Origin of the sequence: Micromonospora sp. NPDC005298 (genome assembly GCF_040607375.1) — a bacterium.
Classification (GTDB): domain Bacteria; phylum Actinomycetota; class Actinomycetes; order Mycobacteriales; family Micromonosporaceae; genus Micromonospora.
This window is the reverse complement of sequence record NZ_JBEXGP010000012.1, coordinates 29568-52565: the sequence shown is the minus strand read 5'-3', so window position 1 is coordinate 52565 and position 22998 is coordinate 29568. Positions and strand designations below refer to the sequence as shown.

17 protein-coding genes and 1 riboswitch are annotated in these 22998 nt (G+C 72.8%); of the genes, 6 read left to right on the top strand and 11 right to left on the bottom strand.

What is annotated here, in order from left to right; translation table 11 throughout:
* The 3 genes from ABZS77_RS18370 (at position 1) to ABZS77_RS18360 (ending at position 4219) form a co-directional block, all read left to right on the top strand.
* Entirely contained in the window at positions 1–951 is a 951-nt protein-coding gene (locus ABZS77_RS18370) for an LLM class F420-dependent oxidoreductase (RefSeq protein WP_354824098.1), read from the top strand.
* Positions 948–1256, top strand: a complete 309-nt coding sequence (locus ABZS77_RS18365) for a cupin (protein ID WP_354823948.1) — start codon at positions 948–950, stop codon at positions 1254–1256. Before ABZS77_RS18370 ends, ABZS77_RS18365 begins: the two co-directional genes overlap by 4 nt.
* 77 nt (positions 1257–1333) lie before the next feature.
* Positions 1334–4219, top strand: a complete 2886-nt coding sequence (locus ABZS77_RS18360; RefSeq protein WP_354823946.1) for a hypothetical protein — start codon at positions 1334–1336, stop codon at positions 4217–4219.
* A gap of 132 nt (positions 4220–4351) precedes the next feature.
* Here the strand turns inward: ABZS77_RS18360 and thiC are convergent, their stop codons facing one another.
* The 7 genes from thiC to thiE form a co-directional block, all read right to left on the bottom strand.
* Positions 4352–5944: a phosphomethylpyrimidine synthase ThiC gene (gene thiC, locus ABZS77_RS18355; RefSeq protein ID WP_354823944.1), complete on the bottom strand. Its 1593-nt coding sequence runs from the start codon at positions 5942–5944 to the stop codon at positions 4352–4354.
* Between the two features lie 17 nt (positions 5945–5961).
* Positions 5962–6747 (bottom strand): bifunctional hydroxymethylpyrimidine kinase/phosphomethylpyrimidine kinase, encoded by a 786-nt coding sequence (thiD, locus tag ABZS77_RS18350; RefSeq protein ID WP_354823942.1) that lies wholly within the window; start codon positions 6745–6747, stop codon positions 5962–5964.
* A complete protein-coding gene (locus ABZS77_RS18345; protein ID WP_354823940.1) occupies positions 6744–7388 on the bottom strand; it encodes a thiamine phosphate synthase in 645 nt (214 codons plus the stop codon). The genes thiD and ABZS77_RS18345 overlap by 4 nt, the downstream gene beginning before the upstream one ends.
* Positions 7385–8164, bottom strand: a complete 780-nt coding sequence (locus ABZS77_RS18340; RefSeq protein ID WP_354823938.1) for a thiazole synthase — start codon at positions 8162–8164, stop codon at positions 7385–7387. Before ABZS77_RS18340 ends, ABZS77_RS18345 begins: the two co-directional genes overlap by 4 nt.
* Positions 8161–8361 (bottom strand): sulfur carrier protein ThiS, encoded by a 201-nt coding sequence (gene thiS / locus ABZS77_RS18335; protein ID WP_354823936.1) that lies wholly within the window; start codon positions 8359–8361, stop codon positions 8161–8163. The genes ABZS77_RS18340 and thiS overlap by 4 nt, the downstream gene beginning before the upstream one ends.
* Positions 8352–9467: a glycine oxidase ThiO gene (thiO, locus tag ABZS77_RS18330; protein WP_354823934.1), complete on the bottom strand. Its 1116-nt coding sequence runs from the start codon at positions 9465–9467 to the stop codon at positions 8352–8354. The genes thiS and thiO overlap by 10 nt, the downstream gene beginning before the upstream one ends.
* Positions 9464–10087 carry a thiamine phosphate synthase gene (gene thiE, locus ABZS77_RS18325; RefSeq protein WP_354823932.1) on the bottom strand — a complete coding sequence of 208 codons (624 nt, stop codon included), beginning with the start codon at positions 10085–10087 and terminating at the stop codon, positions 9464–9466. Before thiE ends, thiO begins: the two co-directional genes overlap by 4 nt.
* Positions 10082–10191: riboswitch (TPP riboswitch) on the bottom strand. Its footprint overlaps the gene before it by 6 nt.
* 294 nt (positions 10192–10485) lie before the next feature.
* Between thiE and ABZS77_RS18320 the strand changes: the two genes are divergently transcribed.
* Together ABZS77_RS18320 and ABZS77_RS18315 are read left to right on the top strand one after the other, a co-directional pair.
* On the top strand, positions 10486–16329 hold the full coding sequence (locus ABZS77_RS18320) for a ThuA domain-containing protein (RefSeq protein ID WP_354823930.1): 5844 nt from the start codon (positions 10486–10488) through the stop codon (positions 16327–16329).
* A 71-nt stretch (positions 16330–16400) separates the two neighbouring features.
* A complete protein-coding gene (locus ABZS77_RS18315) occupies positions 16401–16931 on the top strand; it encodes a hypothetical protein (protein WP_354823928.1) in 531 nt (176 codons plus the stop codon).
* Between the two features lie 48 nt (positions 16932–16979).
* Here ABZS77_RS18315 and ABZS77_RS18310 read toward each other — a convergent pair whose 3' ends face one another.
* The 4 genes from ABZS77_RS18310 to ABZS77_RS18295 form a co-directional block, all read right to left on the bottom strand.
* Entirely contained in the window at positions 16980–18209 is a 1230-nt protein-coding gene (locus ABZS77_RS18310) for an MFS transporter (protein ID WP_354823926.1), read from the bottom strand.
* Positions 18210–18475: 266 nt separating this feature from the next.
* The gene (locus ABZS77_RS18305; protein ID WP_354823924.1) at positions 18476–19438 is read right to left on the bottom strand and encodes an aldo/keto reductase; all 963 of its coding nucleotides are present in this window, start codon (positions 19436–19438) and stop codon (positions 18476–18478) included.
* 68 nt (positions 19439–19506) lie between these two features.
* Positions 19507–21186, bottom strand: a complete 1680-nt coding sequence (locus ABZS77_RS18300; RefSeq protein ID WP_354823922.1) for an ATP-binding cassette domain-containing protein — start codon at positions 21184–21186, stop codon at positions 19507–19509.
* 40 nt (positions 21187–21226) lie between these two features.
* A complete protein-coding gene (locus ABZS77_RS18295; RefSeq protein WP_354823920.1) occupies positions 21227–21832 on the bottom strand; it encodes a methyltransferase in 606 nt (201 codons plus the stop codon).
* Between the two features lie 102 nt (positions 21833–21934).
* Between ABZS77_RS18295 and ABZS77_RS18290 the strand changes: the two genes are divergently transcribed.
* Positions 21935–22981, top strand: coding sequence for a hypothetical protein (locus ABZS77_RS18290; RefSeq protein WP_354823918.1), 1047 nt, complete (start codon positions 21935–21937; stop codon positions 22979–22981).
* The last annotated feature ends 17 nt before the right edge of the window (positions 22982–22998 follow it).

Sequence of the window (22998 nt, the reverse complement as noted above, 5' to 3'; positions counted from 1 at the left end):
ATGCGGGTGTCGGTCTTCACCGAGCCGCACCGGGGCGCCAGCTACGACGACCAGCTCCGCTTCGCCAAGCTGGCCGAGGCCGGCGGGTACGAGGGCTTCCTGCGCGCCGACCACTACCAGTCGATGGGCGCCGACCCCGGCCTGCCCGGCCCGACCGACGCCTGGCTGACCCTCGCCGCGCTGGCCCGGGAGACCGAACGCATCCGGCTCGGCACCCTGGTGACGTCGGCCACCTTCCGGTTGCCGGGCCCCCTGGCCGTGATGGTCGCGCAGGTCGACCAGATGAGTGGCGGCCGGGTCGAGTTGGGCATCGGCGCGGGCTGGTACGAGCGCGAACACCTCTCGTACGGCATCCCGTTCCCGGCCGTCGGCGAACGCTTCGACCGGCTGGCCGAGCAACTTGAGGTGATCACCGGTCTGTGGGCGACGCCGTCGGGCGAGACGTACAGCTTCACCGGCGACCACTACCGGCTGGTGGACGCGCCCGCCCTGCCCAAGCCCGTGCAGGTGCCCGGACCACCGATCATCGTGGGCGGACGCGGCCCCAAGCGCACCCCCGACCTGGCCGCCCGGTACGCCACGGAGTTCAACATGCCGTTCAAGTCCGTGGCGGAGACCGCCACGGCGTACGACCGGGTGCGGGAGGCGTGTGACCGCGCCGGCCGGGCCGGGTCCGGGCGTGCGCCGCTGGTGCTCTCCGCCGGGATCGTGGTGGCCATCGGCCGGACTGACGCGGAGGCGCAGCGGCGAGCCGCGCCCCTGCACGAGAAGAGCGCACTGCCACCGGAGGACCCGGTGGTCGGGTCGCCCGCGCAACTCGTGCAGCGGCTCGGCGAGTTCGCCGAGATCGGCGCGACCCGGGTGCACCTGCGGATGACCGACCTCGCCGACCTCGACCACCTCGAGCTGATCGCCGCCGAGGTGCTCCCGCAACTGGACGGAGAACGATGACCAACGTGATCGACGGAACCGAACTCGGGCCGGTGGGCCAGGAGATCGTGTACGAGAACGACCGGGTCCGGGTCTGGCACATCCGGCTCGAACCGGGTGAGCGGCAGCCTCTGCACCGCCACGACCACCCCTACCTGGTGGTGGCGATCGAGGGCGCGAAGAACGTCGTTCAGACCGTCGACGGCACCCTGATCGACGCCGACGAGCCCACCGGTGGCGTGGTCTACCGGGACCCGGGAGCGGTGCACATGCTCACCAATGTCGGAGACACGACTTACCTGGCCCGGCTGGTCGAACTCAAGTAGACCCGCCGGGCGCGGTCCGGCGTGCCGCGCGGCGCGCCGGTGGCGATCCGGTGTACCAGGTGCGTAACGTGCCGGACATGGCCTTTCGGACCTGGGGCAGACTGCTGCTCACGGCGCTCGGGGTGAGCGTGCTGGCCGGGGCCGGTCAGCTCGGTGTCGCGTACGGCTTCGGCATCGTCCGGCTCACCGGCGCTTTCACCGGCACGACCGTCAACCAGTGGCCGGCCCAGCTCGTCTGGGTGGGCTGGTTCGCCGCGAACGCCGCCGTCGCCGGCGCCGTCCTGACCGGACGACTGGCCCGCCGGGACACCCCGGCGGCCGGCACTGGCCGGCAGCTGGCCATCGGTGGCGCCGCCGCGCTGGGCGCCACCGCCGTCGCGCCGCTCTGCATGCAACCCGCCCGGGCCGCCGAGTTGATCTCGGTCGACCCGGTCTGGGCGGTGGGCATCTGCGCCATCCTCGGCGCGATCATCGGAGCGGGCGCGGCCATCGCCGTCCTGCTCCGGCCCGAGCTGGGCTGGAACATGGCGGCCGTGGCCGGCGCGGTCTGGCTGCTGGCGCTGATCTCCGTCCTGCCGTCGCTCGGCACGGCCGGCCCACTGCCCACGGTGCGGCTCGGCGTACTGGAGCCGAGCTGGCTCGACGACGACGCCGCCCAGCGGCTCGCGCTGCTGCTGCTGCCCATCACAGCGCTGCTCGCCGGCGCGGCGACCGCCGGGCTCTCCCGCTGGCGGGGTCAGGTCCCCCTGGTCAGCGGTGCCACCGGCGTGGCCGGTCCGGTCCTGGTGGCGATCGCCTACCTGACCGCCGGCCCCGGGGACGCGGTGGACCGCTACCAGACCACCCCCTACTACGGCGCGCTGATCGCGGTCCTCGCCGGTGCGCTCGGCGCGGCGGCGGCAGCCCTGCTGCGCTGGCCGGTACGCGCCCGTGGCACCGACCCGCAGGTGGTCGAGCCGACCACCATCCTGCGTCCACTGCCCGCCGGCCCAGCCCTGCCCGGTGCCAGGTCGGCCGGTGCGGCGGACGACCTCGACGCCACCGGTCACCCGGCGGACGAGCCAACCGCCACCGGGCGCACCGCACTCGCGACGTTCGCCGGCACGACCACCACCCCGGGGCGGACGGGGTCCGGCCCGGTCACCACCGACGGCGCGGTACGTACCGTTCCGGCGCACTGGGACTGGCCGGGGACCACGGCGAGCGGCCAGCACGGCCCGGCCGCCGCCTCTCCCCTCGCCGGGCTCGACTCGTCGCTGGGCGCCGAGGTGTCGGACCATCCGCTGGGCAGCACCGCTGGCCGCACGCTCCCGCCCACGGACGACCTCCCGACGAGCGAGGGCGGGGCCGCCGAGCGGACGGACCCCGACACGGACGCCAGCGACCGGGCCACGACCGACCCGGCCACGACCGACCGGGATACGACCGGCGCGAGCAGCTCCGACGGCGCGAGCGCGACGGGCGGTGCCGCCACCACGGCGACGCCGACGCCCAAGCCGCGCCGGACCCGCAAGGCGAAGTCCACCCCCTCCACGTCGGACGCCGATCCCACACCGTCGGCCACCGAGTCCGCATCCATCGGAGTCAAAGCGGCCACGGCGCCCGACGCCAGCAGCTCCGAGGCGCCCGACGCCAGCGGCTCCGAGGCGCCCGCGACGCCGGTATCCACGGGCTCCGCGGCGCCCGCGACGCTCGTATCCACCGGCTCCGAGGCGACCACGACGTCCGGTGCCGGCGAAATCACCGCCGCCGGTGCCGCCGGCAAGCCGGCGGCGGGCGCGGGTACGGGACGGGCCAGGAAGGCCACCCGGCCCGGCAGCGCCACCGACGACGCCCGACCCACCAACCCGGCCACCCCGACCGGCCCGGACACTCCCGCCACCCCCACCGCCTCGGACACTCCCACCGGTCCGGACAGCCCGGCCGCTGCGGAAGCCCCGGCCGCCCCGCGCGCCGAGGACGCCCCGGAGCGCGACGCGGTAGGTGAGCACGGCGCGGCTGGTCGGGAAGCCGTGACCGCTCCGGCGACGGATGCCACGCCGGCCGTCGCGTCCGGTCCGGTACGCGCCGGCCGCCGGACCGACCCCACCGACGCCGAACGGTTCGAGGACGACTCCGCCGCTCCCCTGTTCGCCGGGGAGCCCGTCGGCGACGCGCAGCCGGACCGGTGGACACCGACCCCGGTGGCCTGGCCGGTCACCTCGGGGCGTACGACAGCGGCGCAGACCAGGGACGCCAGGTCGGCGACGCCGGACGTCGAGACCTCCTCGGACCCGGCCGAGTGGACGCCCCGCCCCCGTCACCGGGCATCCCTGCCGGACCTGAGCCGGGCCAGCACCTGGGACGCCTTCAACACCAGCCGTCGCGCTGGCCCGGCTGGCGCGCAGAACAGCCCGACGCCCCGCAAGCCGTCGACCGACACGACCCCGACCGACACCGCGCCGTCGACCGACACCACGGAGAACGGCACTACGGAGAACGGCACAGCGGGGAACGGCACTACGGGGAACGGCACGGCGGAGGGTTCGACCGCGTCGACCGAGCGTGGCGGCAGCCGCAGCGCGGTGGACCGGGCGGCTGCCCGCTGGCGCCGGGCGACCGGTACGTCGACCCGCACCAGCGGAACCCCGTCCTCCGAGGCGGAGCCGATCCCGGCGCCCCCGGTGGTGGCGGGGCAGGTGGAGTCGGTGCCCGACAGCCCGGCGAACGTCGAGCCGACGCCCGACGACGAGGCGGAGCAGCCGGCTCGGCGTGGACGGCTCGGCGGCCTGTTCCGCCGCAACCGCTCCCGGGCGGATGAGGAGACCCGGCCCGTGTCGGAGGCCGAGGAGCCGCTGCCGGCGCAGGACGAGGAGTTCGTCGACTGGGTCGCCGGTCTGGGCAAGCCGGTCGCCGACAACGAGCCGGAGCAGGAGAACGGCCGCCGCTCGCTGCGCTCAACCGGGCGGCACCACCGCGACTGACCGGCCCGCCCCGCCGTTGCCGGCCCGACCCGCACGAAGGCGGGCCGGCAACGGTGCGAGCCGGCAAACGGTGCGAGCCGGCAAACGGTGCGGGCCGGCAAACGGTGCGAGCCGGCAAACGGTGTGGACGGATCAGGCCAGCGGCAGGTAGACCCGACCCCCGCCGGAGACGAACTCCTCCGACTTGTCCTTCATGCCGCGGGCCGCGTACTCCTTGAGTTCCTGGGTGATCTTCATGGAGCAGAACTTCGGTCCGCACATCGAGCAGAAGTGGGCCGTCTTCGCCGGCTCGGCCGGGAGCGTCGCGTCGTGGTACGAGCGCGCGGTCTCCGGGTCGAGTGAGAGGTTGAACTGGTCCTCCCAGCGGAACTCGAACCGCGCCTTCGACAGCGCGTCGTCCCACGCCTGCGCGCCGGGGTGTCCCTTGGCCAGGTCCGCCGCGTGGGCGGCGATCTTGTACGCGATCACGCCCGCCTTCACGTCGTCGCGGTCGGGCAGTCCGAGGTGTTCCTTCGGGGTGACGTAGCAGAGCATGGCGGTGCCGAACATGCCGATCATCGCGGCGCCGATGGCCGAGGTGATGTGGTCGTACGCGGGCGCGATGTCGGTGGTCAGCGGACCGAGGGTGTAGAAGGGCGCCTCGTGGCACCACTCCTGCTGGAGGTCCACGTTCTCCTTGATCTTGTGCATGGGCACGTGACCGGGGCCCTCGATCATCACCTGCACGTCGTGTTCCCAGGCGACCGTCGTCAACTCGCCGAGGGTGCGCAGCTCGGCGAACTGCGCCTCGTCGTTGGCGTCCGCGATGGAGCCGGGGCGCAGCCCGTCGCCGAGCGAGAACGTCACGTCGTACCGCGCGAGCAGCGCGCACAGCTCGGCGAAGTTGGTGTAGAGGAAGTTCTCCTCGTGGTGGGCCAGGCACCACGCGGCCATGATCGAGCCGCCCCGGGAGACGATCCCGGTGACCCGGTCCACGGCCAACGGCACGTACGGCAGCAGCACGCCGGCGTGCACGGTCATGTAGTCGACGCCCTGTTCGGCCTGCTCGATGACCGTCTCACGGAACACCTCCCAGCTCAGCTTCACCGGGTCGCCGCCGACCTTCTCCAGCGCCTGGTAGATCGGCACGGTGCCGATGGGCACCGGCGAGTTCCGCACGATCGCCTCGCGGGTCTCGTGGATGCGCTTGCCGGTGGACAGGTCCATCACGGTGTCCGCGCCCCAGCGGGTCGCCCAGGTGAGCTTCTCCACCTCCTCGGCGACCGACGAGCTGACCGCCGAGGTGCCGATGTTGGCGTTCACCTTCACCAGGAACGCCTTGCCGATGATCGCCGGTTCGCACTCCGGGTGGTTGACGTTGAGCGGCAGCACCGCCCGGCCGGCGGCGATCTCCGTCCGGACCAGCTCCGGGTCGACGTTCTCCCGGATCGCCACGAACTCCATCTCCGGCGTCACCACACCGGCCCGCGCGTAGGCGAGCTGCGTCGGACGGCGACCGTCCCTGCCGGCCAGCGGCGTGCCGGCGCCCCGCACGGGCGCCACGTCACCCCGCTCGGCGATCCACGGCCCCCGCAACGCGGGCAACCCCACCTCCGGGTCCGATCCCGGGCCGGACGTGTCGTAGAGCCGCACCGGCGGATGGTCACGGGTCAACGCCACCTCCGCGAACGGCACCCGCACATCCGGCCGCGAACCCTCGACGTACACCTTGCCTCGTGCCTGCACGACAACCTCCCTGGTGATCAAGAGGACCAGCCGAAGTGGTCCAGCGGTCCACGTCCCGCACCCAGCTCCCAGCTCCGCGCACCGGTCAGCGCGCGGAGCACGTACTCCTTGGCGGCCTCCACCGCCGCCGGCACCGGATCGCCCGACGCGAGCCGCACCGCGATCGCCGCCGAGAACGAACACCCGGTGCCGTGGGTGTGCCGGGTGTCCACCCGGGGTGCGCGCAGCAGGGTGGTGACGCCACCGCCGCACAGCACGTCGACCGCTTCGTCGCCGTCCACGTCACCACCGGTGACCACGACGAACTCCGGGCCGCCGGCCGCGAGCGCCTCGGCGGCCACGACCATCCCGGCCACGTCGTCCACTCCGCGTCCGGTGATGGCCGCGGCCTCCGCGCAGTTCGGCGTCGCCACCATGGCGTACGGCAGCAGCCGCTCCACCGCGCTCACCACGCCGAGCCGGTGGCCGCTCGTGGCGACCAGTACCGGGTCGACGACGAGGCGTGGCAGCCGGCCGTCCCGGGCGGCCTCGGCCACCACGTCGGCGACCGCCGGTGTGCCGAGCATTCCCGTCTTGACCGCGCCGACCGTGAAGTCGTCGAGCACGCTGTCGAGCTGTTCGGCGACGGTTCGCGGCGGCAACGGCAGCACGGCGTCGACACCCCGCGTGTTCTGCGCGGTGACCGCCGTGAGGACGCTCGTGCCGTACGCCCCGAGCGCGGCGAAGACCTTGAGGTCGGCCTGGATACCCGCGCCGGCACCTGAGTCGGAACCGGCGATGGTCAGCACGGTGCTTGGGGTCATCGTCTTTCCTTGGTTGCGGTTGAAGGCTGCGGCCGACCGTGCCTGCGAACGACCGCCTCGGCACAGGCGCTGGTCAGGGTGGTGGCTACCTCGGCTGGGTCTTCCGCGCGCATGAGTGCGCCCAGCACCGCCACTCCGACGGCTCCCGCCTCGACGCAGGCGGTCACCTGCTCCGGGGTCTCCACTCCCCCGAGGGCCAGGACGGGCACCGGGCTCGCCTCGACCAGACTGCGCAGCCCCGCAGCGCCCAGGGGCGGGCCGTAGCCGGGTTTCGTCCTCGTGGGATGCACGGGCGAGAGGGTGGCGTAGTGCTCGGTGGTCAGTCGGTCCAGCTCGGCCCGGTCGTGGCAGGAGCGGCCGACCAGCCCGTGGACCGGTGGCGGGTACGGGCCGGCGGCGGGCAGGTGGACGGCGTCGCCGCCGAGCGGGTCCGGGCCGGCCACGACGAGGGTTCCGCCGACGTCGGCGAGGATCGCGCGCAGGTCGGCGGCGAGGGCGGCGCGCTCGGCGCGGGGCAGGTCCTTCTCCCGCAGCACCACCCACCGCACTCCCCCGGCCACGGCCCCCGCCACCACCCGGTCGAGCCCGGCCCGCGCGGCGAGCCGATCGGTGAGCACGACAACCCCGGACGGCGGGGTCACAGGTCCGGTCTTCCCTCGTCGGGGCTGGATGCCAGGGCGTGGAAGCGGCGGGCGATCCGTCCGGCGCCGGCGGCCAGGCGGCCGGCCTCGACGGCGTACCGCATCGCCGTGGCCATCGCCACCGGATCGGCGGCCCGGGTGACCGCGCTGGCCAGCAGCACCGCGTCGCAGCCCAGCTCCATGGCCAGGGCCGCGTCGGACGCGGTGCCGATGCCGGCGTCCAGGATCACCGGCACGTCGACGCTCTGCCGGATGAGCCGGATGTGGTGCGGGTTGCCGATGCCGAGCCCGGAGCCGATGGGCGCGCCGGCCGGCATCACGGCGGCGCAGCCCACGTCGGCGAGCCGGCGGGCGAGCACCGGGTCGTCACTGGTGTACGGCAGGACGGTGAACCCGTCGGCGACCAGCTCCTCGGCGGCGCGGAGCAGTTCCACCCCGTCGGGCAGGAGGGTCCGCTCGTCGCCGATCACCTCCAGCTTGACCCAGTCGGTGTCGAACGCGTCCCGGGCCAGTCGGGCCACCTTCACCGCCTCGGTGGCGGTGTGGCAGCCGGCGGTGTTCGGCAACAGTCGTACGCCGCAGCGGTCCAGCAGCTCCAGCAGCCCACCGCCGGTGCCGGGGGCGGTGTCCACGCGGCGCAGGGCGAGGGTGACCAGCTCGGTCCCGGACGCGCGGATCGCCTGCTCCAGCACGTGCAGGTTCGCGGCACCGCCGGTGCCGAGGATCAACCGCGATCCGAACGTCTCCCCACCCAGCTCCAACGACACGCCGCTCACCCGCCCTGCGCGGCGGTGAGCACCTCGACCCGGTCACCGTCGTGCAGCACCGTGACCGGCCAGCCGGCCCGGGGCACCACCTCGCCGTTGACCGCCACGGCCACTCCCCGGTGCTGCGGGGCCACGTCCCGTACGAGGTCGGCCACCGAGGCGCCGCCGGGGACGTTGCGCCCGGTCCCGTTCACCGTCAACTGCATGGGTCCTCCTGGTCGGTGCGGGCCGTGCCGGGGAACCGGTCGGGCCGAAAGGGCGCGAGCAGCGGGTCGGGTACGCCGGTGAGCACCAGGTCGGCCATCAGGTCGGCGGTGACCGGGGTGAGCACGATGCCGTGCCGGTGGTGTCCGGTGGCGGCCAGCACGTCCGGCCGGCCGGGCAGCGGTCCGAGGATCGGCGCGTTGTCCGGGGTGCCCGGTCGGAGCCCCGCGACCGCCTCGACGAGGTCGTACTCGGCCAGCTCGGGCAGCAGGTCGACGCCGGCGCGGAGCAGTCGCAGCACGGCACCGGCGGTGACCGTGGTGTCCGTGCGTTCCTCGACCGTCGCGCCGAGCACCACCTCGCCGTCGACGCGGGGCACCGCGTACACGTGCTCGCCGTCGGCGTACCCCCGGATGACGTGCCGGAAGCCCGGCGCGACGCCGCCGGGTGCGCGCAGCCGGAGGATCTGGCCCTTCACCGGCCGCACCGGCAGCCCGGTGAGGGCGGCGGCGCCGCAGCCGGCCGCGACGACAGTGACGCGGGCGTCCAGGTCGGACAGTCGGCGGACCGGTCGCGGCACGAGCACCGCGCCGGCCCGCCGCGCGGCCGTGCGCAGAGCCGGCACCAGCAGCCGGGGGTCGACCTGATGGTCGGTGGGCGCGAGCGCGCCGCCGCGCACCCTCGGCGCGAGCGCCGGCTCGCGGTCGCGCAGCCCGCTGGGCAGCAGCGGGGTCACCGGCAGACCGAGACCCTGCTGGTACGCCCACAGCCGCCGCGCCTCAGCCAGGTCGTCACCGGTCAGGCCGACCATCAGGGTGCCCTCGGTCCGGTAGCCGAACTCGACGCCTGTCGCCTCGGTCAGCTCGGCGGTGAACGCCGGCCACCGGGCCGCGGACGCCAGCAGCAGCCCGGTCAGCTGCCGCTCACCGAAGTACGCCTCGGCGACCGGGGAGAGCATGCCGGCGGCCACCGCCGAGGCTCCCGACCCGGACGCCTGGTCGTGCACCGCCACCCGCAGGCCTTGGGCCGCCAACCGCCAGGCGACGGCCAGCCCGATCGGCCCGGCCCCCACCACCGCCACGTCGGTGGCGGTGTCCTCGCCCGTCACGCCAGTGCCCGCAGCAGTTCGGCGGTGGCGCGGGCCGGATCGGCGGCGGTGGAGAGCGCACCGACCACGGCCACCCCGTACGCCCCGGCCGCGCGCAGCGCCGGTACGCGGGCGGCTGTCACTCCGCCGATCGCGATGACCGGGACGTCGACCGCGTCGGTGACCGCGCGTACTCCCTCGGGGCCGATGGGGTCGGGCAGTCCCGGTTTGGTGCTCGTGGTGTGGCACGGCCCGACGCCCAGGTAGTTGGCCCCGGCGACGACCGCGTCGACCGCGGTCCCCGGCTCGCGGGCGGTGGCGCCCAGCACGCCGGTGGGGCCGAGCACGTGTCGGGCGGCGGTGACCGGCAGGTCGTCGGCTCCGACGTGACCGCCGGCGGCACCGGCCGCGAGCGCCACGTGCAGGCGGTCGTTGACCAGGCAGGTCGCCCCGTACGGCGCGCAGAGGGCCAGCACGGCACGGGTCAGCTCGTACGCCGCGCGGTCGGTGGCGGAGTCCTCGACGCGGACCTGCACCACCAGGTCGGCGCGGGCCGCCGTGAGGGCGGCGCGGACCACGCCGAGCGGGTTGCACCCGGCTCGGGTGTCGGTGATCAGATGCAGTCGTCCCAGGGACGGCACGGCAACGCTCCTCCCTGCGCCGGCATTACCCGGATCAGGTTCGACGGTCGGGGGCTGTCAGCCCCCCTCTCAGCCCGGTACACCGGGCTCCCGTGGGTTACTTGCGTGTCACCGTACGACAGATCCGCCAGCCTGCCAAGGGAGGGGTCGACGGGCCTGCGCGACCAAATCGACCGGGCGCTTTCTCCCGGTCCTGTTCGGAATGTCGCCCCCCGTTGCAGAACCGTTACCCGCCGGCATCTTGCCGGACATCGAGCGAGCCGAATTAATTTGTTCAGCGATTCGACAAAATGCCGGCGTGGACGCCCTGGCACGGCATCCCCACCGGCTCCATCCGGGACGGTCTTCGGCGAGCCGACCCCCGCGTATTCCTGTCCACTTGCGACATTGGAGGCGGCGTGTCCCGTTCTCGTCGTGCCCGCGTACCCATCACCGCGACCCTCATCTCCCTGGCCCTCGCCTCGACGACCCTGCTCGGGTCGCCGGTGCAGGCGGCTCCCGCCGCAGCCCAGATCCCCCCGCGCGACGCGCAGGCCGCTGCCCCGGTCACCCAGGTGGTGCCGAAGGCGCCGAAGGCCGCAGCCGCCGACCCCTACTCCGTGCTGGTCTTCTCCAAGACCGCCGGCTTCCGGCACGACTCCATCCCCACCGGCATCGCCGCCATTCAACAGCTCGGCGCCGCCAACGGATTCACCGTGGACAACTCCGAGGACGGCGCCGTATTCACCGACGCCAACCTGGCGAAGTACAAGGCGGTGGTCTGGCTCTCCACCACCGGTGACGTGCTCAACGCCGAGCAGCAGGCCGCGTTCGAGCGTTACGTGAAGGCCGGCGGCGGCTACGTCGGCATCCACGCCGCGTCCGACACCGAGTACAGCTGGGCCTGGTACGGCGACCTGGTCGGCGCGTACTTCGCCAACCACCCGCAGAACCAGCAGGCCACCGTCAAGGTGGAGGACCACGCCCACCCGTCCACCGCCGAACTTCCGGACCGCTGGTCCCGGTTCGACGAGTGGTACAACTTCCAGACCAACCCGCGGCCGGACGTGCACGTGCTGGCCAGCCTCGACGAGAAGAGCTACACCCCGGGCGCCGGCGCGATGGGCGCCGACCACCCGACCGCCTGGTGTCAGGACTTCGACGGCGGTCGCTCCTGGTACACCGGCGGCGGGCACACCCGCGAGTCGTACGCCGAGCCCGAGTTCCTGGGCCACCTGCTCGGTGGCATCCAGACAGCGGCCGGCGTGGTCGACGCCGACTGCGGCGCGTCGAAGACCTCGAACTTCGAGAAGGTCGCCCTGGACAGCAACACCAGCAACCCGATGGAACTGGACATCGCCCCCGACGGGCGGGTCTTCTACATCGAGCGCGACGGCCGGGTGCAGATCATCAAGCCGGACACCGGCAACACCGTCACCGCCGTCGACCTGGACGTCTTCACCGGAAACGAGGACGGCCTGATCGGCATCCGGCTCGACCCGGACTTCGCCACCAACAAGTGGGTGTACCTGTACTACGCCCCCAACGACGGCGTCACCCGCAACCTGCTGTCCCGGTTCACGGTGACCGGCGACACCATCGACCTGGCAAGCGAGAAGCAGGTGCTGCGGGTGGACACCCAGCGCAACACCTGCTGCCACGCCGGCGGCAGCATGGCGTTCGACAGCGCCGGCAACCTCTACCTGGCCACCGGCGACAACACCAACCCGTTCGAGTCGAGCGCGTACGCGCCGCTCGACGAGCGTCCGGGCCGCCAGGACTACGACTCGCAGCGCACCTCGGCCAACACCAACGACCTGCGCGGCAAGGTGATCCGGATCCACCCGGAGGACGACGGGACGTACACCGTCCCGGCGGGCAACCTCTTCGCGCCGGGCACCGAGAAGACCCGTCCCGAGATCTACGCGATGGGCTTCCGCAACCCGTTCCGGATCGGCACCGACCCGAAGACCAACACGCTGTACGTGGCGGACTACGGGCCGGACGCCAACGCGGACAACCCGAACCGGGGCCCCCGCGGCCTGGTCGAGTGGAACATCGTCACCCCCGGCAACTACGGCTGGCCGTACTGCACGGGCACGAACGAGGCGTACAACGACTACACGTTCCCGTCCGGACCGAGCGGCCCGAAGTTCGACTGCGCGGCACCGGTGAACAACTCGCCGAACAACACCGGCCTGACCAACCTCCCGCCGGTCGTCCCGGCCACCGTCGACTACGGCTACGCCGGTGACGCCCGGTACCCGGAGATCGGCGGCGGCGGCGCACCGATGGGCGGCCCGGTCTACCGGTACGACGCCGACCTCAACTCGACCCGCAAGTGGCCGGCGTACTACGACGGCAAGGCGCTGCTCGGCGAGTGGAACCAGAACAAGATGTACACCATGCAGGTGACCGCCGACGGCAAGTCGCTTGTGGACATCAACCAGCTGCTCACCGGCATGACGATGGTCCGGCCGATGGACTTCGAGTTCGGCCCGGACGGCGCGTTGTACCTGATCGAGTGGGGCAGCGGCTTCGGCGGCAACAACGACAACTCGGGCGTCTACCGGATCGACTACACCGCCGGTGACCGCGCGCCGATCGCGGCGGCGTCCGCCAACCCGACCTCGGGTCCGGCACCGTTGACCGTGGCCTTCTCCAGCGCCGGATCCCGGGACCCGGACGGTGGGACGCTCACCTACGCCTGGGCCTTCGGCGACGGGCAGACGTCCACCGAGGCGAACCCGACGCACACGTACGCCACGGCTGGCAACTACACCGCCCAGCTCACCGTCACCAACCCCAAGGGCCGTACGGCGGTGGCGAACGTACCGGTCACCGTGGGCAACACCGCGCCGACGGTGACCATCGAGTTCCCGCCGGACGGCGGCTTCTTCAACTGGGGCGACCAGGTCCGCTACTCGATCACGGTGACCGACCCCGAGGACGGTCAGATCGACTGTGACCGGGTGCAGCTCCAGGTGCTGCTCGGCCACGACGAGCACGCCCACCCGCTGGAGCAGCACACCGGCTGCACCGGCACCGTCCAGACGTCACTCGCCTCCGGGCACGGCGCCGAGGCGAACGTGTTCGCGGTCTTCGAGGCCACCTACACCGACGAGGGTGGTGCCGGCGGGTCCGGCGCGCTGACCGGCCGGCAGATCGAGATCCTCCAGCCCAAGCAGAAGCAGGCCGAGTACTTCACCGCCACCGGGCGCGCCCCGGTGAGCACCGGCGGCGGCGACGCCGGCGTGCAGCGGGAGACCGGCGCCGACACCGCCGGTGGCGGCCAGAACATCGCGTTCATCGAGGACGGCGACTGGTGGTCGGTCGCCCCGGCGGACCTCACCAACATCACCGAGATTCGGTTCCGGGCCGCCTCGGCCGCCGCCGGCGGTCGGATCGAGGTCCGGGCGGGCGCGGTGGACGGGCCGGTGGTCGCCACGGCGACCGTGCCGGCGACCGGCGCGTGGCAGACGTACACGGACGTGAGCGCACCGGTCACCGGCGCCGCGAGCGGCTCGCTGTACTTCGTGGCCCGGGACCCGAGCGGCGGAACGGGTTCGCTGTTCAACGTCAACTGGATGGACTTCGTCGGTCGGGGCGTCACCGAGAACGCGCCGCCGGTGGTCACCGCCACCGCCACCCCGGCCACCGGCACCGCGCCGGTCACCGTGGCGTTCGACGGCACGGCCACCGACGCCGAGGGCGACACCCCGCTGACGTACGCCTGGGACTTCGGTGACGGCGGCACGGCGTCCACGTTGGACGCCAGCCACACCTACGCCAGCCCGGGCACCTTCACGGCCACCCTCACGGTGACCGACAGCAAGGGCGCCAGGTCGTACGCCACAGTGCCGGTGCGGGTCGACGCCCCGGACACGTCCTGCTTCGGGGCGCGTTCGGACGACTTCAACGGCAACAGCCTCGACAAGGCTCGCTGGTCCAGCGTCATCCGCGAGAACCAGCTCTACTCGGTCGGTGGCGGCGCGCTGCGGCTGCCCACCGGCGTGGGTGACCTCTACGGCGCCCGCAACGACGCCACGAACCTGGTGCTCCAGCCGGCACCGACCGGCGCGTGGCAGATGACCACCAAGGTCACCCTCCCCGTCACGGCCAACTACCAGCAGGCCGGCCTGCTGGTGTACGGCGACGACGACAACTACGCCAAGGTGGACCTGCTGTACAACGGCAGCCGTCGGGTGGAGTTCATCCGGGAGACGGCGGCCACGCCACGCAACGAGGCCGCCGACGCCACCAATGCACCGGCCGGTGACACCGTGTACCTGCGGATCACCAGCGACGGGACGAACCTGACCGCCGCCGCCTCGGGCGACGGACAGACCTTCACCCCGGTCGGCCGCTCGGCCGCGCTCGCCGGCATCACCAACCCGCGGATCGGGGTCTTCGCGCTCAACGGAGGCACCGAGGCACCGGTGGTCGACGCCGCGTTCGACTCGTTCCAGGTCACGCCGGACGCCCCGGCCGGCCCGGTCGACCCGTCGGACGAGTTCACCGGCGACACGCTGGACAAGTGCCGGTGGGACGCCATCACGCGGGAGGACCCGAACGGTTACCGGGTCATCGGTGGCGCGCTGCGGATCGACGTGCCGAACGGTGACATCTACGGCACCGACAACACCGGGCCGAAGAACTTCATCCTCCAGACCGCGCCGTCCGGCGACTGGACCCTGGAGACGAAGGTCGACGGCAGCCTGCTGAACGAGCAGTACCAGCAGGCCGGTCTGCTCGTGCAGGCCGACGACGACAACTACCTGAAGTTCGACTTCATCGCGGACAACCAGGCCGGCCAGGCGGTGACGCGGCGGATCGAGTTCCGCAGCGAGATCGCCGGGGCGGTGCAGAACCCGCAGCCGGAGGCGGCCAACCTCACCTCGGCGGTGTGGCACCTGCGGCTGGCCCGCACCGGTGACACGTTCACCGCGTCGTACTCGGCCGACGGGACGACCTGGACCGCGTTGGAGACGTTGACCAACAGCGCGGTGGGTGCCACCCCGAAGGTCGGGTTGTTCACCCTGGGCGCCAACCAGACGGCCTCGAAGACCGTCGCGTTCGACTACTTCCGGTTGAGCACGACTGTCGCCGACGAGACCGCGCCGGTCACCACGGCGACGGTGTCCGGCACCCCGACCGAGGGGTGGTACACCGGGCCGGTGACGGTGACCCTCACCGCCGCCGACGAGGCCGGCGGCAGCGGGCTCGCCAGCACCGAGTACCAGCTGGACGGTGCCACCACGTGGACGGCGTACACCGCTCCGGTGACGGTCAGCGGGGACGGCGAGCACGAGCTGCGGTTCCGCTCGACCGACGAGGCGGGCAACGTGGAGGCGACGAAGACCGTCACAGTCAAGATCGACACCACCGCGCCGGTCACCACCGTCACGTTCGCTCCGGCGAACGACGCCGGTTGGCACAACGGGACCATCCCGGTGGTGCTGACCTCGACCGACGCCGGCTCCGGGGTCAGGACGGTGGAGTGGTCGCTGGACGGTGGCACCTGGACGCCGTACACGGAGCCGGTCGAGGTGACCGGTGACGGGCAGCACGAGCTGCTGTTCCGGTCCACCGACAGGGCCGGCAACGTCGAGACGCTCAAGTCGGCGGTGCTGCGCATCGACGGCACGAAGCCGACGCTGCTGGTCTCCGGTATCGCCGACGGCCAGCTCTACGGTGACAGCCAGGACGTCCGGGTGTCCTGGCAGGCCGTCGACCCGACCTCGGGCATCGCGTCCGTGGTCGGCACGTTGAACGGCAGGGCGTACGCCAGCGGCACCCTGCAGGCCATGTACGAGCTGCCGCTCGGCCTGCACGAGCTGACCGTCACCGCGACCGACAAGGCGGGCAACACGACCACCTCGACGGTCCGGTTCTTCGTCACCACCTCGTTCCGGGACATGCAGAACCTGCTAGACCGGTTCAAGGCGACGGGGCGGCTCTCGGCCAAGGCGCACAAGCAGTTGACGGCGAAGCTCGACGCGGCCCGCCAGGCCGAGGCGGCCGGCAACGACGCCAAGGCGATCAAGCAGTTGACGCAGTTCCGGACGCTCGCCGCCGACGCCACCCTGGTGGCCGAGGCGGAGGTCCGGGACGTCCTGGTCCGGGACGCCGACGCCATGATCGTCCGGCTTGGGGGCACGGCCAGCAAGGCCGGAGTCAAGGCGAACGACGGCGAACCGGTCAAGGGCGCGGGACGGCTCGGTGGCGACGCCACCCGGTTGGCGCCCGGTCGCCAGCTCTGATCCGACGAGGCCCCTCCCCGGCGCTGCGGCGCCGGGGAGGGGCCTCCCTCATCGGTAGTGGGGAGATGTCCGTGACGGGTATCCGCAAGCTGGCCGCCGCCGTGTTCGTGGGGCTGGCCCTGACCCTGTTCGCCGCGACCCCGGCCGCGGCTCGGGCCGACAAACTCAAGCTGACGGTGGCCGGCGACGGGGCCGAGGGGGTCACCATCCAGGCCACCTACGCCGACGGTCGTCGACTCGACAAGCTGGTACGGCTGGTCCTCACCGCCACCGGCCCGGACGGGCAGAAGGTCGGCCCGCTGCAACTGGAACCGCAGCCCGAGGGGCAGGGCTTCTACAGCAGCGGTCCGGTGCTCTCCGCCGGCGCCTGGAGGGTGACGGTGACCTCCCCCGCTCCGCTGCCCGGCGAGGCCACCGCCACCGTGCGGGCGCGGCCCGCGCAGACGCCACCGGCACCCGCGCCGGTCGCGGTGACCACGCCAACGGACGACACGGGCGGCGCGAACTGGTGGCCGTTCGCGGCGGCCGGTCTGGTGCTCGTCGCCGCGGCGATGGGGGTGGCCATGCTGTTCGGCAGGCGGCGCGGTACGCCGGACGACTGATCGGCCCGGCATCAGAGAAACAGGCGAACGCCGTGCCGGATGCCCTCTTCAGATCGACTGTCGTTCGGGAGTGGAGGCGGCGGTGGAGGTGCTGGTGGCGTCGGCGGTGTCGGAGCGCCGGTGACGCACCTCGGTCGGTAGCACCGCCAGCGCGACAAGCGCGCCGACCAGGCCCGTCGCGGCGAAGCCCCACGCCGGTGCGGAGGCATCGATCACCGCTCCGGCCAGGGGGGCTCCGAGGGCCACCCCCACCGTCATGGCCGAGCCGTGCAGGCCCATCGCCTCACCTCGGACGTTGGCCGGCACCAGGCGACTCACCGCGTCGGCGGTGGCGGCTACGGTCGGCGCGGTGAGCGCCCCGGACGGCAGCAGCACCAGCGCCAGCAGCCACCACTCGCCGCTGCCCAGACAGGCCGGAATGGTGACCAGGCCAAGCACCACGGCGAGGCCCACCGACGACACCGGCCGGGACAGCGCGCCGTAGGTGAAGCCGCCGACCAACGAGTACGAGGCCCAGAGCGCCAGCACCACACCGCTCCAGTCGACCTGACCGGCGTCACGCAGCACCGCCACCACTGTCACATCGGTGCCGGCGATCACCAGAGTGCCGGCCGCGCCACCGACGAGCAGCCCGACCAGCCGTGCGGTCAGCCACCGTCGACGGGGCGGCGGCGGCTCCGTCGTCGTCTCCTCGTCCCGTGCCCGCGTTGGTGGGTTGAGCACCAGCAGCGCGAGTCCGGTCAGCACGATGCCACCGCCCACCGCGTACATGGCCAGGGTGGGCGAGACCGTGGTGGCCAGGGCCACAGCCGCCGCCGGCCCGATCATGAAGCTGAGCTCCACCGACATCGAGTCCAGCGCGTACGCCTGACGGCGTTGGGCCGGCGGGACCAGCGCGGCGATCGACTGCCGAACGACGGAGAAGACCGGGAGGGTGAGCAGCCCGCCAACGAACGCGGCGCCGAGCAGGAGCGGGTACGGCAGGACCGGTGCCGTACCCCAGAACAGCGCCTCTGCGACCGTGGTCAGCAGCAGCATCGGCCGCAGGCCACGCCTGTCGACAAGCCGCCCGAGCAGTGGGGCACCGAGCGCCGAACCGACCGTCAGCGCGGCCCCGACGAGTCCGGCGGCGAAGTAGCCGCGACCGAGATCGAGTACGTGCAGCGTGACCGCCACGGCAGTGGCCGCCACCGGCACCCGGGCCAGGATCGCGACCAGCAGCAGTGGTCGCAACCCTGGCAGCGCGAGCGCGTCCCGGTAGGGCGTCAGATCCACCATGCGGCCGACCGTATTACCGGCCCCGGCGGTCGGGCGAGCGGTCCGATCGCACGATAAACAGTGCTCAGAGGCCGATCGCGCCGAGACAGTCACCGCCCCTGGGCGACGTAGAGGGGGACGCCGCACCCCCGTCCAGAGCCGCGTCAGGGACCTCGGTGCGGACCTTCCACAAAGGAAGGGCGATCAGCCCGGATCGACCTCAGGCCCACTCCGTGTGATGTGCGCCACATACCGCTGATCGCTGTCGCGACCCCGACCCCGAGGGCTCAGAGAACGGCGCGCAGCGCGGCCAGATCCTCGTCGCTGGGCTCCCAGGTGCCGGCGGCGGCGTTCGCCACCACCTGCTCGGGCGTGGTGGCCCCGGCGATCACCGAGGTCACCGCCGGCTGGGCGGCCAGCCCACCGATCGCCACCTGGAGCATCGTCAGACCCCGCTCGGCCGCGTACGCCTCGATCGCCTCGATGGTGTCCCAGTCGGCGGCGGCGAGCCGATCGGCGTACCGGCCACCGCCGGAGAGCCGGCTGCCGGCGGGCGGCTGCTCGCTGCGCTTGTACTTGCCGGTGAGCAGGCCATTGGCGAGCGGGAAGAACGGCAGCATGCCGAGGCCGAACCGCTCGCACGCCGGGATCACCTCGGTCTCCACCGAGCGTTCCAGCAGGCTGTAGTGGTTCTGCGCGCTGATGAAGCGGGACCGCCCGTTGGACGAGGCCACCCAGTCAGCGTCGGCGATCTGCCAGCCGGCGAAGTTGGAGTTGCCCAGGTAGCGCACCTTGCCGTCGCGGACCAGGTCGTCCAGGGCGGCGAGGGTCTCGTCGATCGGGGTGCCCGGGTCGGGCTCGTGCATCTGGTACAGGTCGATGTGGTCGGTGCCGAGCCGGCGCAGCGACGCCTCGACAGCACGGGCGATGTAGCGCCGCGCGCCACGCGCGCCGAAGTCCGGCCCGTTCAGGCCGTTCATGTCCATGCCGAACTTGGTGGCCACCACCACGTCGTCGCGGCGACCCTTGAGGGCCTGCCCGAGCAGTTCCTCGGAGCCGCCCTGCGGTTCGCCGTAAATGTCGGCGGTGTCGAACAGGTTGATTCCGGCGTCCAGGGCCGCGTCGACCACCGCGCGGGTGCCGTCGAGGTCGAGCTTCCGGCCGAAGTTGTTGCAGCCGATGCCGACCACGGACACCACGAGCCCGGAGTCGCCCAGCCGGCGATAGGTCATCTCAGTCACGAGATCCACCCTATGCCCAGCGAAGGAAGGGCACCTTACTAGCGCCTAGGCGCTAGTAAGGTGCCCTTCCTTCGCGCTCAGCCGACGTCCCAGACCGGCTCCGGGGTCTCCACCACCTCGTTGTCGCCCCGGAACAGCACGAACCGGTCGAAGGACCGGGTGAACCAGCGGTCGTGGGTGACCGCGATCACCGTTCCCTCGAACGCGTTCAGCCCGGCCTCCAACGCCTCGGCACTGGCCAGGTCGAGGTTGTCGGTGGGCTCGTCGAGCAGCAGCAGGGTCGCCCCGGACAGCTCCAGCAGCAGCACCAGGAACCGGGCCTGCTGGCCACCGGAGAGCGTGCCGAAGCGCTGGTCGCCCTGCCCGGCGAGCTCGTACCGGCTGAGCACCCCCATCGCCGCGTGCCGGTCCATCCCGGTGCGGTGGTCGTCACCCCGCCAGAGGATCTCGACGAGGGTCCTGGACATCAGCTCCGGCCGGTCGTGGGTCTGCGAGAAGTGCCCGGGACGGACCCGCGCGCCGAGCCGGGCCGTGCCGTCGTGCGCCACCGGGGCGAGCGCGCCCGCCCCGTCGACCGGCCCGTTGGCCGGGTCCGGGTCGGTGCCGCCCCGGGCCAGCAGCCGCAGGAAGTGCGACTTGCCGGTGCCGTTGGCACCGAGCACGGCGACGCGGTCGCCGTACCAGATCTCCAGGTCGAAGGGGAAGGTCAGGCCGTCCAGCTCCAGCTGCTCGCAGACGACCGCGCGCTTGCCGGTCCGCCCGCCGCTCAGCCGCATCCGGATGTCCTGGTCCTTCGGGGGTACGGGCGGCGGCCCGGCCTCCTCGAACTTGCGCAGCCGGGTCTGCGCGGCCTGGTACCGCGAGGCCAACCCGTCGTTGTACGCCGCCTTCTGCTTGTACATCAGCATCAGCTCGCGGAGCTTCTGATGCTCCTCGTCCCAGCGTCGGCGCAGCTCGTCGAGGCGGGCGTGCCGGGCGACCCGCGCCTCGTGCCAGCTGGCGAAGCCGCCCGGGTGCACCCAGGCGCTGCCGCCCTCCACGGCGACCACCCGGTCGGCGCTCTGGGCCAGCAGCTCACGGTCGTGCGAGACGTAGAGCACCGACTTGGTCGACTCGCGCAGCCGCGCCTCCAGCCAGCGTTTGCCGGGCACGTCGAGGAAGTTGTCCGGTTCGTCGAGCAGCAGCACCTCGTCGGGGCCGCGCAGCAGCAGCTCCAGGGCGAAGCGTTTCTGCTGGCCGCCGGAGAGCGTGCGCACCGGACGGACCCGGGTGGCGTCCCAGGGCTTGTCGAGCACGATTGTCGAGACGGTGTCGAAGAGCACCTCGGCGTCGTACCCGCCGACCTCGCCCCAGGCGCCCAGCGCGTCGGCGTACGCCAGCTGGGCCTTGCCGGCGGCGGTGCTGTACTTGCCGCGGACCTCGGCGGCCCGCATGTCCGCCTCGGTCTCGGCCAGTCGGAGGCCGGCGTCGCGCAGCGCCGGCGGAGCCAGCGACAGGGCCAGGTCGGCGAGTGTCGACTCGTCTCCGATCATGCCGATGAACTGGCGCATCACGCCCAGGCCGCCGGCTCGCGCGACGACTCCGGTACGCACCGGCAGGTCGCCGGCGACCATCCGCAGCAGCGTCGTCTTACCCGCGCCGTTCGGCCCGACGAGGGCGACCTTGGCGCCCTCGCCGACCCGGAACGACACGTCGGCGAAGAGTTCCCGACCGTCGGGCAGGATGTGCCCGACTCCTGCCACGTCCACGTATCCCACGCCGGGATCCTGCCGCAGACGGCGGCGGGGGCATATCCATTTACCGGGTGACCCGCAGCACCCGGAAGCCCTTCTGGCTGGCGTGCCGCTCGACCTGCCAGCCCTGCTCGGTGAGCCAGCGCTGGAGCGAGTCACCGCCGAGGTGCCGGGCGACAACCAGCCAGCCGACGCCGTCCGGGGCGAGCCGGGGCAGCCAGCGCAGCAGCAGCTCGTGCAGCTCCTCCTTGCCGATCCGGATCGGCGGGTTCGACCACAGCTCGGCGAACGTCAGGTCCGCCGGTATGTCGTCCGGCGCGCTCACCCGGACCCGGTCGGCGGCGCCGATCCTCGCCGCGTTGGCGGCGGTGAGGTCGCGGGCGCGCGCGTTGACGTCGACGGCCCAGACGGTGCTCGCCGGCGCCATGTCGGCCAGGACGCACGCGATGGGGCCGAACCCGCAGCCGAGGTCGAGCAGGTCGCCTGTGGTGTCGGCGGTGGGCAGCTCGGCTTTGCGCAGCAGCACGGCGGTGCCCGGGTCGAGCCGGCTGGCGGAGAAGACCCCGCCGGCCGAGGCGAGCCGGTAGTCGCGGTCGGCGACGGAGAACTCGACCTCGCGCGGCGGGGCGTCGCTTGCGGGTTGAGCGGTGAAGTAGTGGTCGCCGGTCACGTCGGCAATTCTCGCACCGGCAGGGACACGTGCCGACACGGCCCACGCATACATTTCCCGTTATTACCCCCTAAAGGGACAATGCCTCTTACTCTGGGCGACATGGTGTATCGGTACGAGTCCGATCAGGACGCTTTCGAGGAGTACCCGGAGCCCGGGTCCGACGTGGCCGAGTTCGACGGCCCACCCCCGCCGGCCGGGCCCTCTCCGTCGCGCTTCCCCGCGCCGTCGCTGCCCAGGCCGAACCAGCTCGTCCTGCCCTCGACGCAGCCGCCGCCGGCCCGTGCCGAGATTCCGCTGGCCGCACCACGCGAGCAGGTCTACACCTCGGCACAGCCGATCGAGCAGACCAACCGGCGCGGCGGGGGCCGACTCTGGCAGGTGGTGATCGGCGGCGCGGCCGTCCTGGTCCTGCTCGCACTCTGCGGCCTGGGCGCCGCCGCGCTCCTCTCCGATCGCGACAAGCCGCAGCCGGACACCAGCCCCACCTACCAGCCGAACGCCGTCGCGTCCGCCCCCGCCGAACGCCAGGACCTCGACTCCCGGGACACCGACCAGTCCCCGCTCACCGCCCGGGAGGTCTTCCCGGGCAAGGAACTGAAGCTCGCTGGCGGCCAGGCCCCCTATGAGGTGCTCAAGACACACTCCAGCGGCAGTTGCGCCGTCGCCGCCACCGGTGAGGTGGCCGACATGCTGGTCCGGCTCGGCTGCAACCAGGTCGTACGGGCCACCCTGCGGACCCCCGACGGCGACCACCTGGTCACCACCGGCCTGTTCAACCTCACCGACAAGGCCAGCGCCGAGCGGACCCGGGAGCGGATCCGGCAGCTCCTCGACGAACGGCAGGGCCGCTTCCGGGGTCTCACCGCCGGCGACGACACCGATGTGCTGGGCACCGCCCCCGCCCGGGTCGGCTGGCAGGTGCGCGGCCACTACCTGGCGTACGCGCTGGTGGTCCGCGCGGACGGCGCCGCCGTGAAGGCCGGCGACCCCAGGATCCGGGAGATCATGTTCGACGTGCTCGAGCTGCATCTCAGCAAGGGCGTGCTCCAGCGGCGCGCGGACGGCGGCACAGCCGGGCAACCGACCGCCGCACCGGCGGAGAGCAGCGGCACCCAGAGCGGCGACGGAGAACTGCCGGGCGACTGACGACGGCGACGACCCGC

Bases quoted from the DNA above. Each gene is read 5' to 3' on its own strand.
- ABZS77_RS18370 (WP_354824098.1), top strand. From the start codon at position 1: ATGCGGGTGTCGGTCTTCACCGAGCCGCACCGGGGCGCCAGCTACGAC.
- ABZS77_RS18365 (WP_354823948.1), top strand. From the start codon at position 948: ATGACCAACGTGATCGACGGAACCGAACTCGGGCCGGTGGGCCAGGAG.
- ABZS77_RS18360 (WP_354823946.1), top strand. From the start codon at position 1,334: ATGGCCTTTCGGACCTGGGGCAGACTGCTGCTCACGGCGCTCGGGGTG.
- thiD (WP_354823942.1), bottom strand. From the start codon at position 6,747: ATGACCCCAAGCACCGTGCTGACCATCGCCGGTTCCGACTCAGGTGCC.
- thiS (WP_354823936.1), bottom strand. From the start codon at position 8,361: ATGCAGTTGACGGTGAACGGGACCGGGCGCAACGTCCCCGGCGGCGCC.
- ABZS77_RS18310 (WP_354823926.1), bottom strand. From the start codon at position 18,209: ATGGTGGATCTGACGCCCTACCGGGACGCGCTCGCGCTGCCAGGGTTG.
- ABZS77_RS18290 (WP_354823918.1), top strand. From the start codon at position 21,935: ATGGTGTATCGGTACGAGTCCGATCAGGACGCTTTCGAGGAGTACCCG.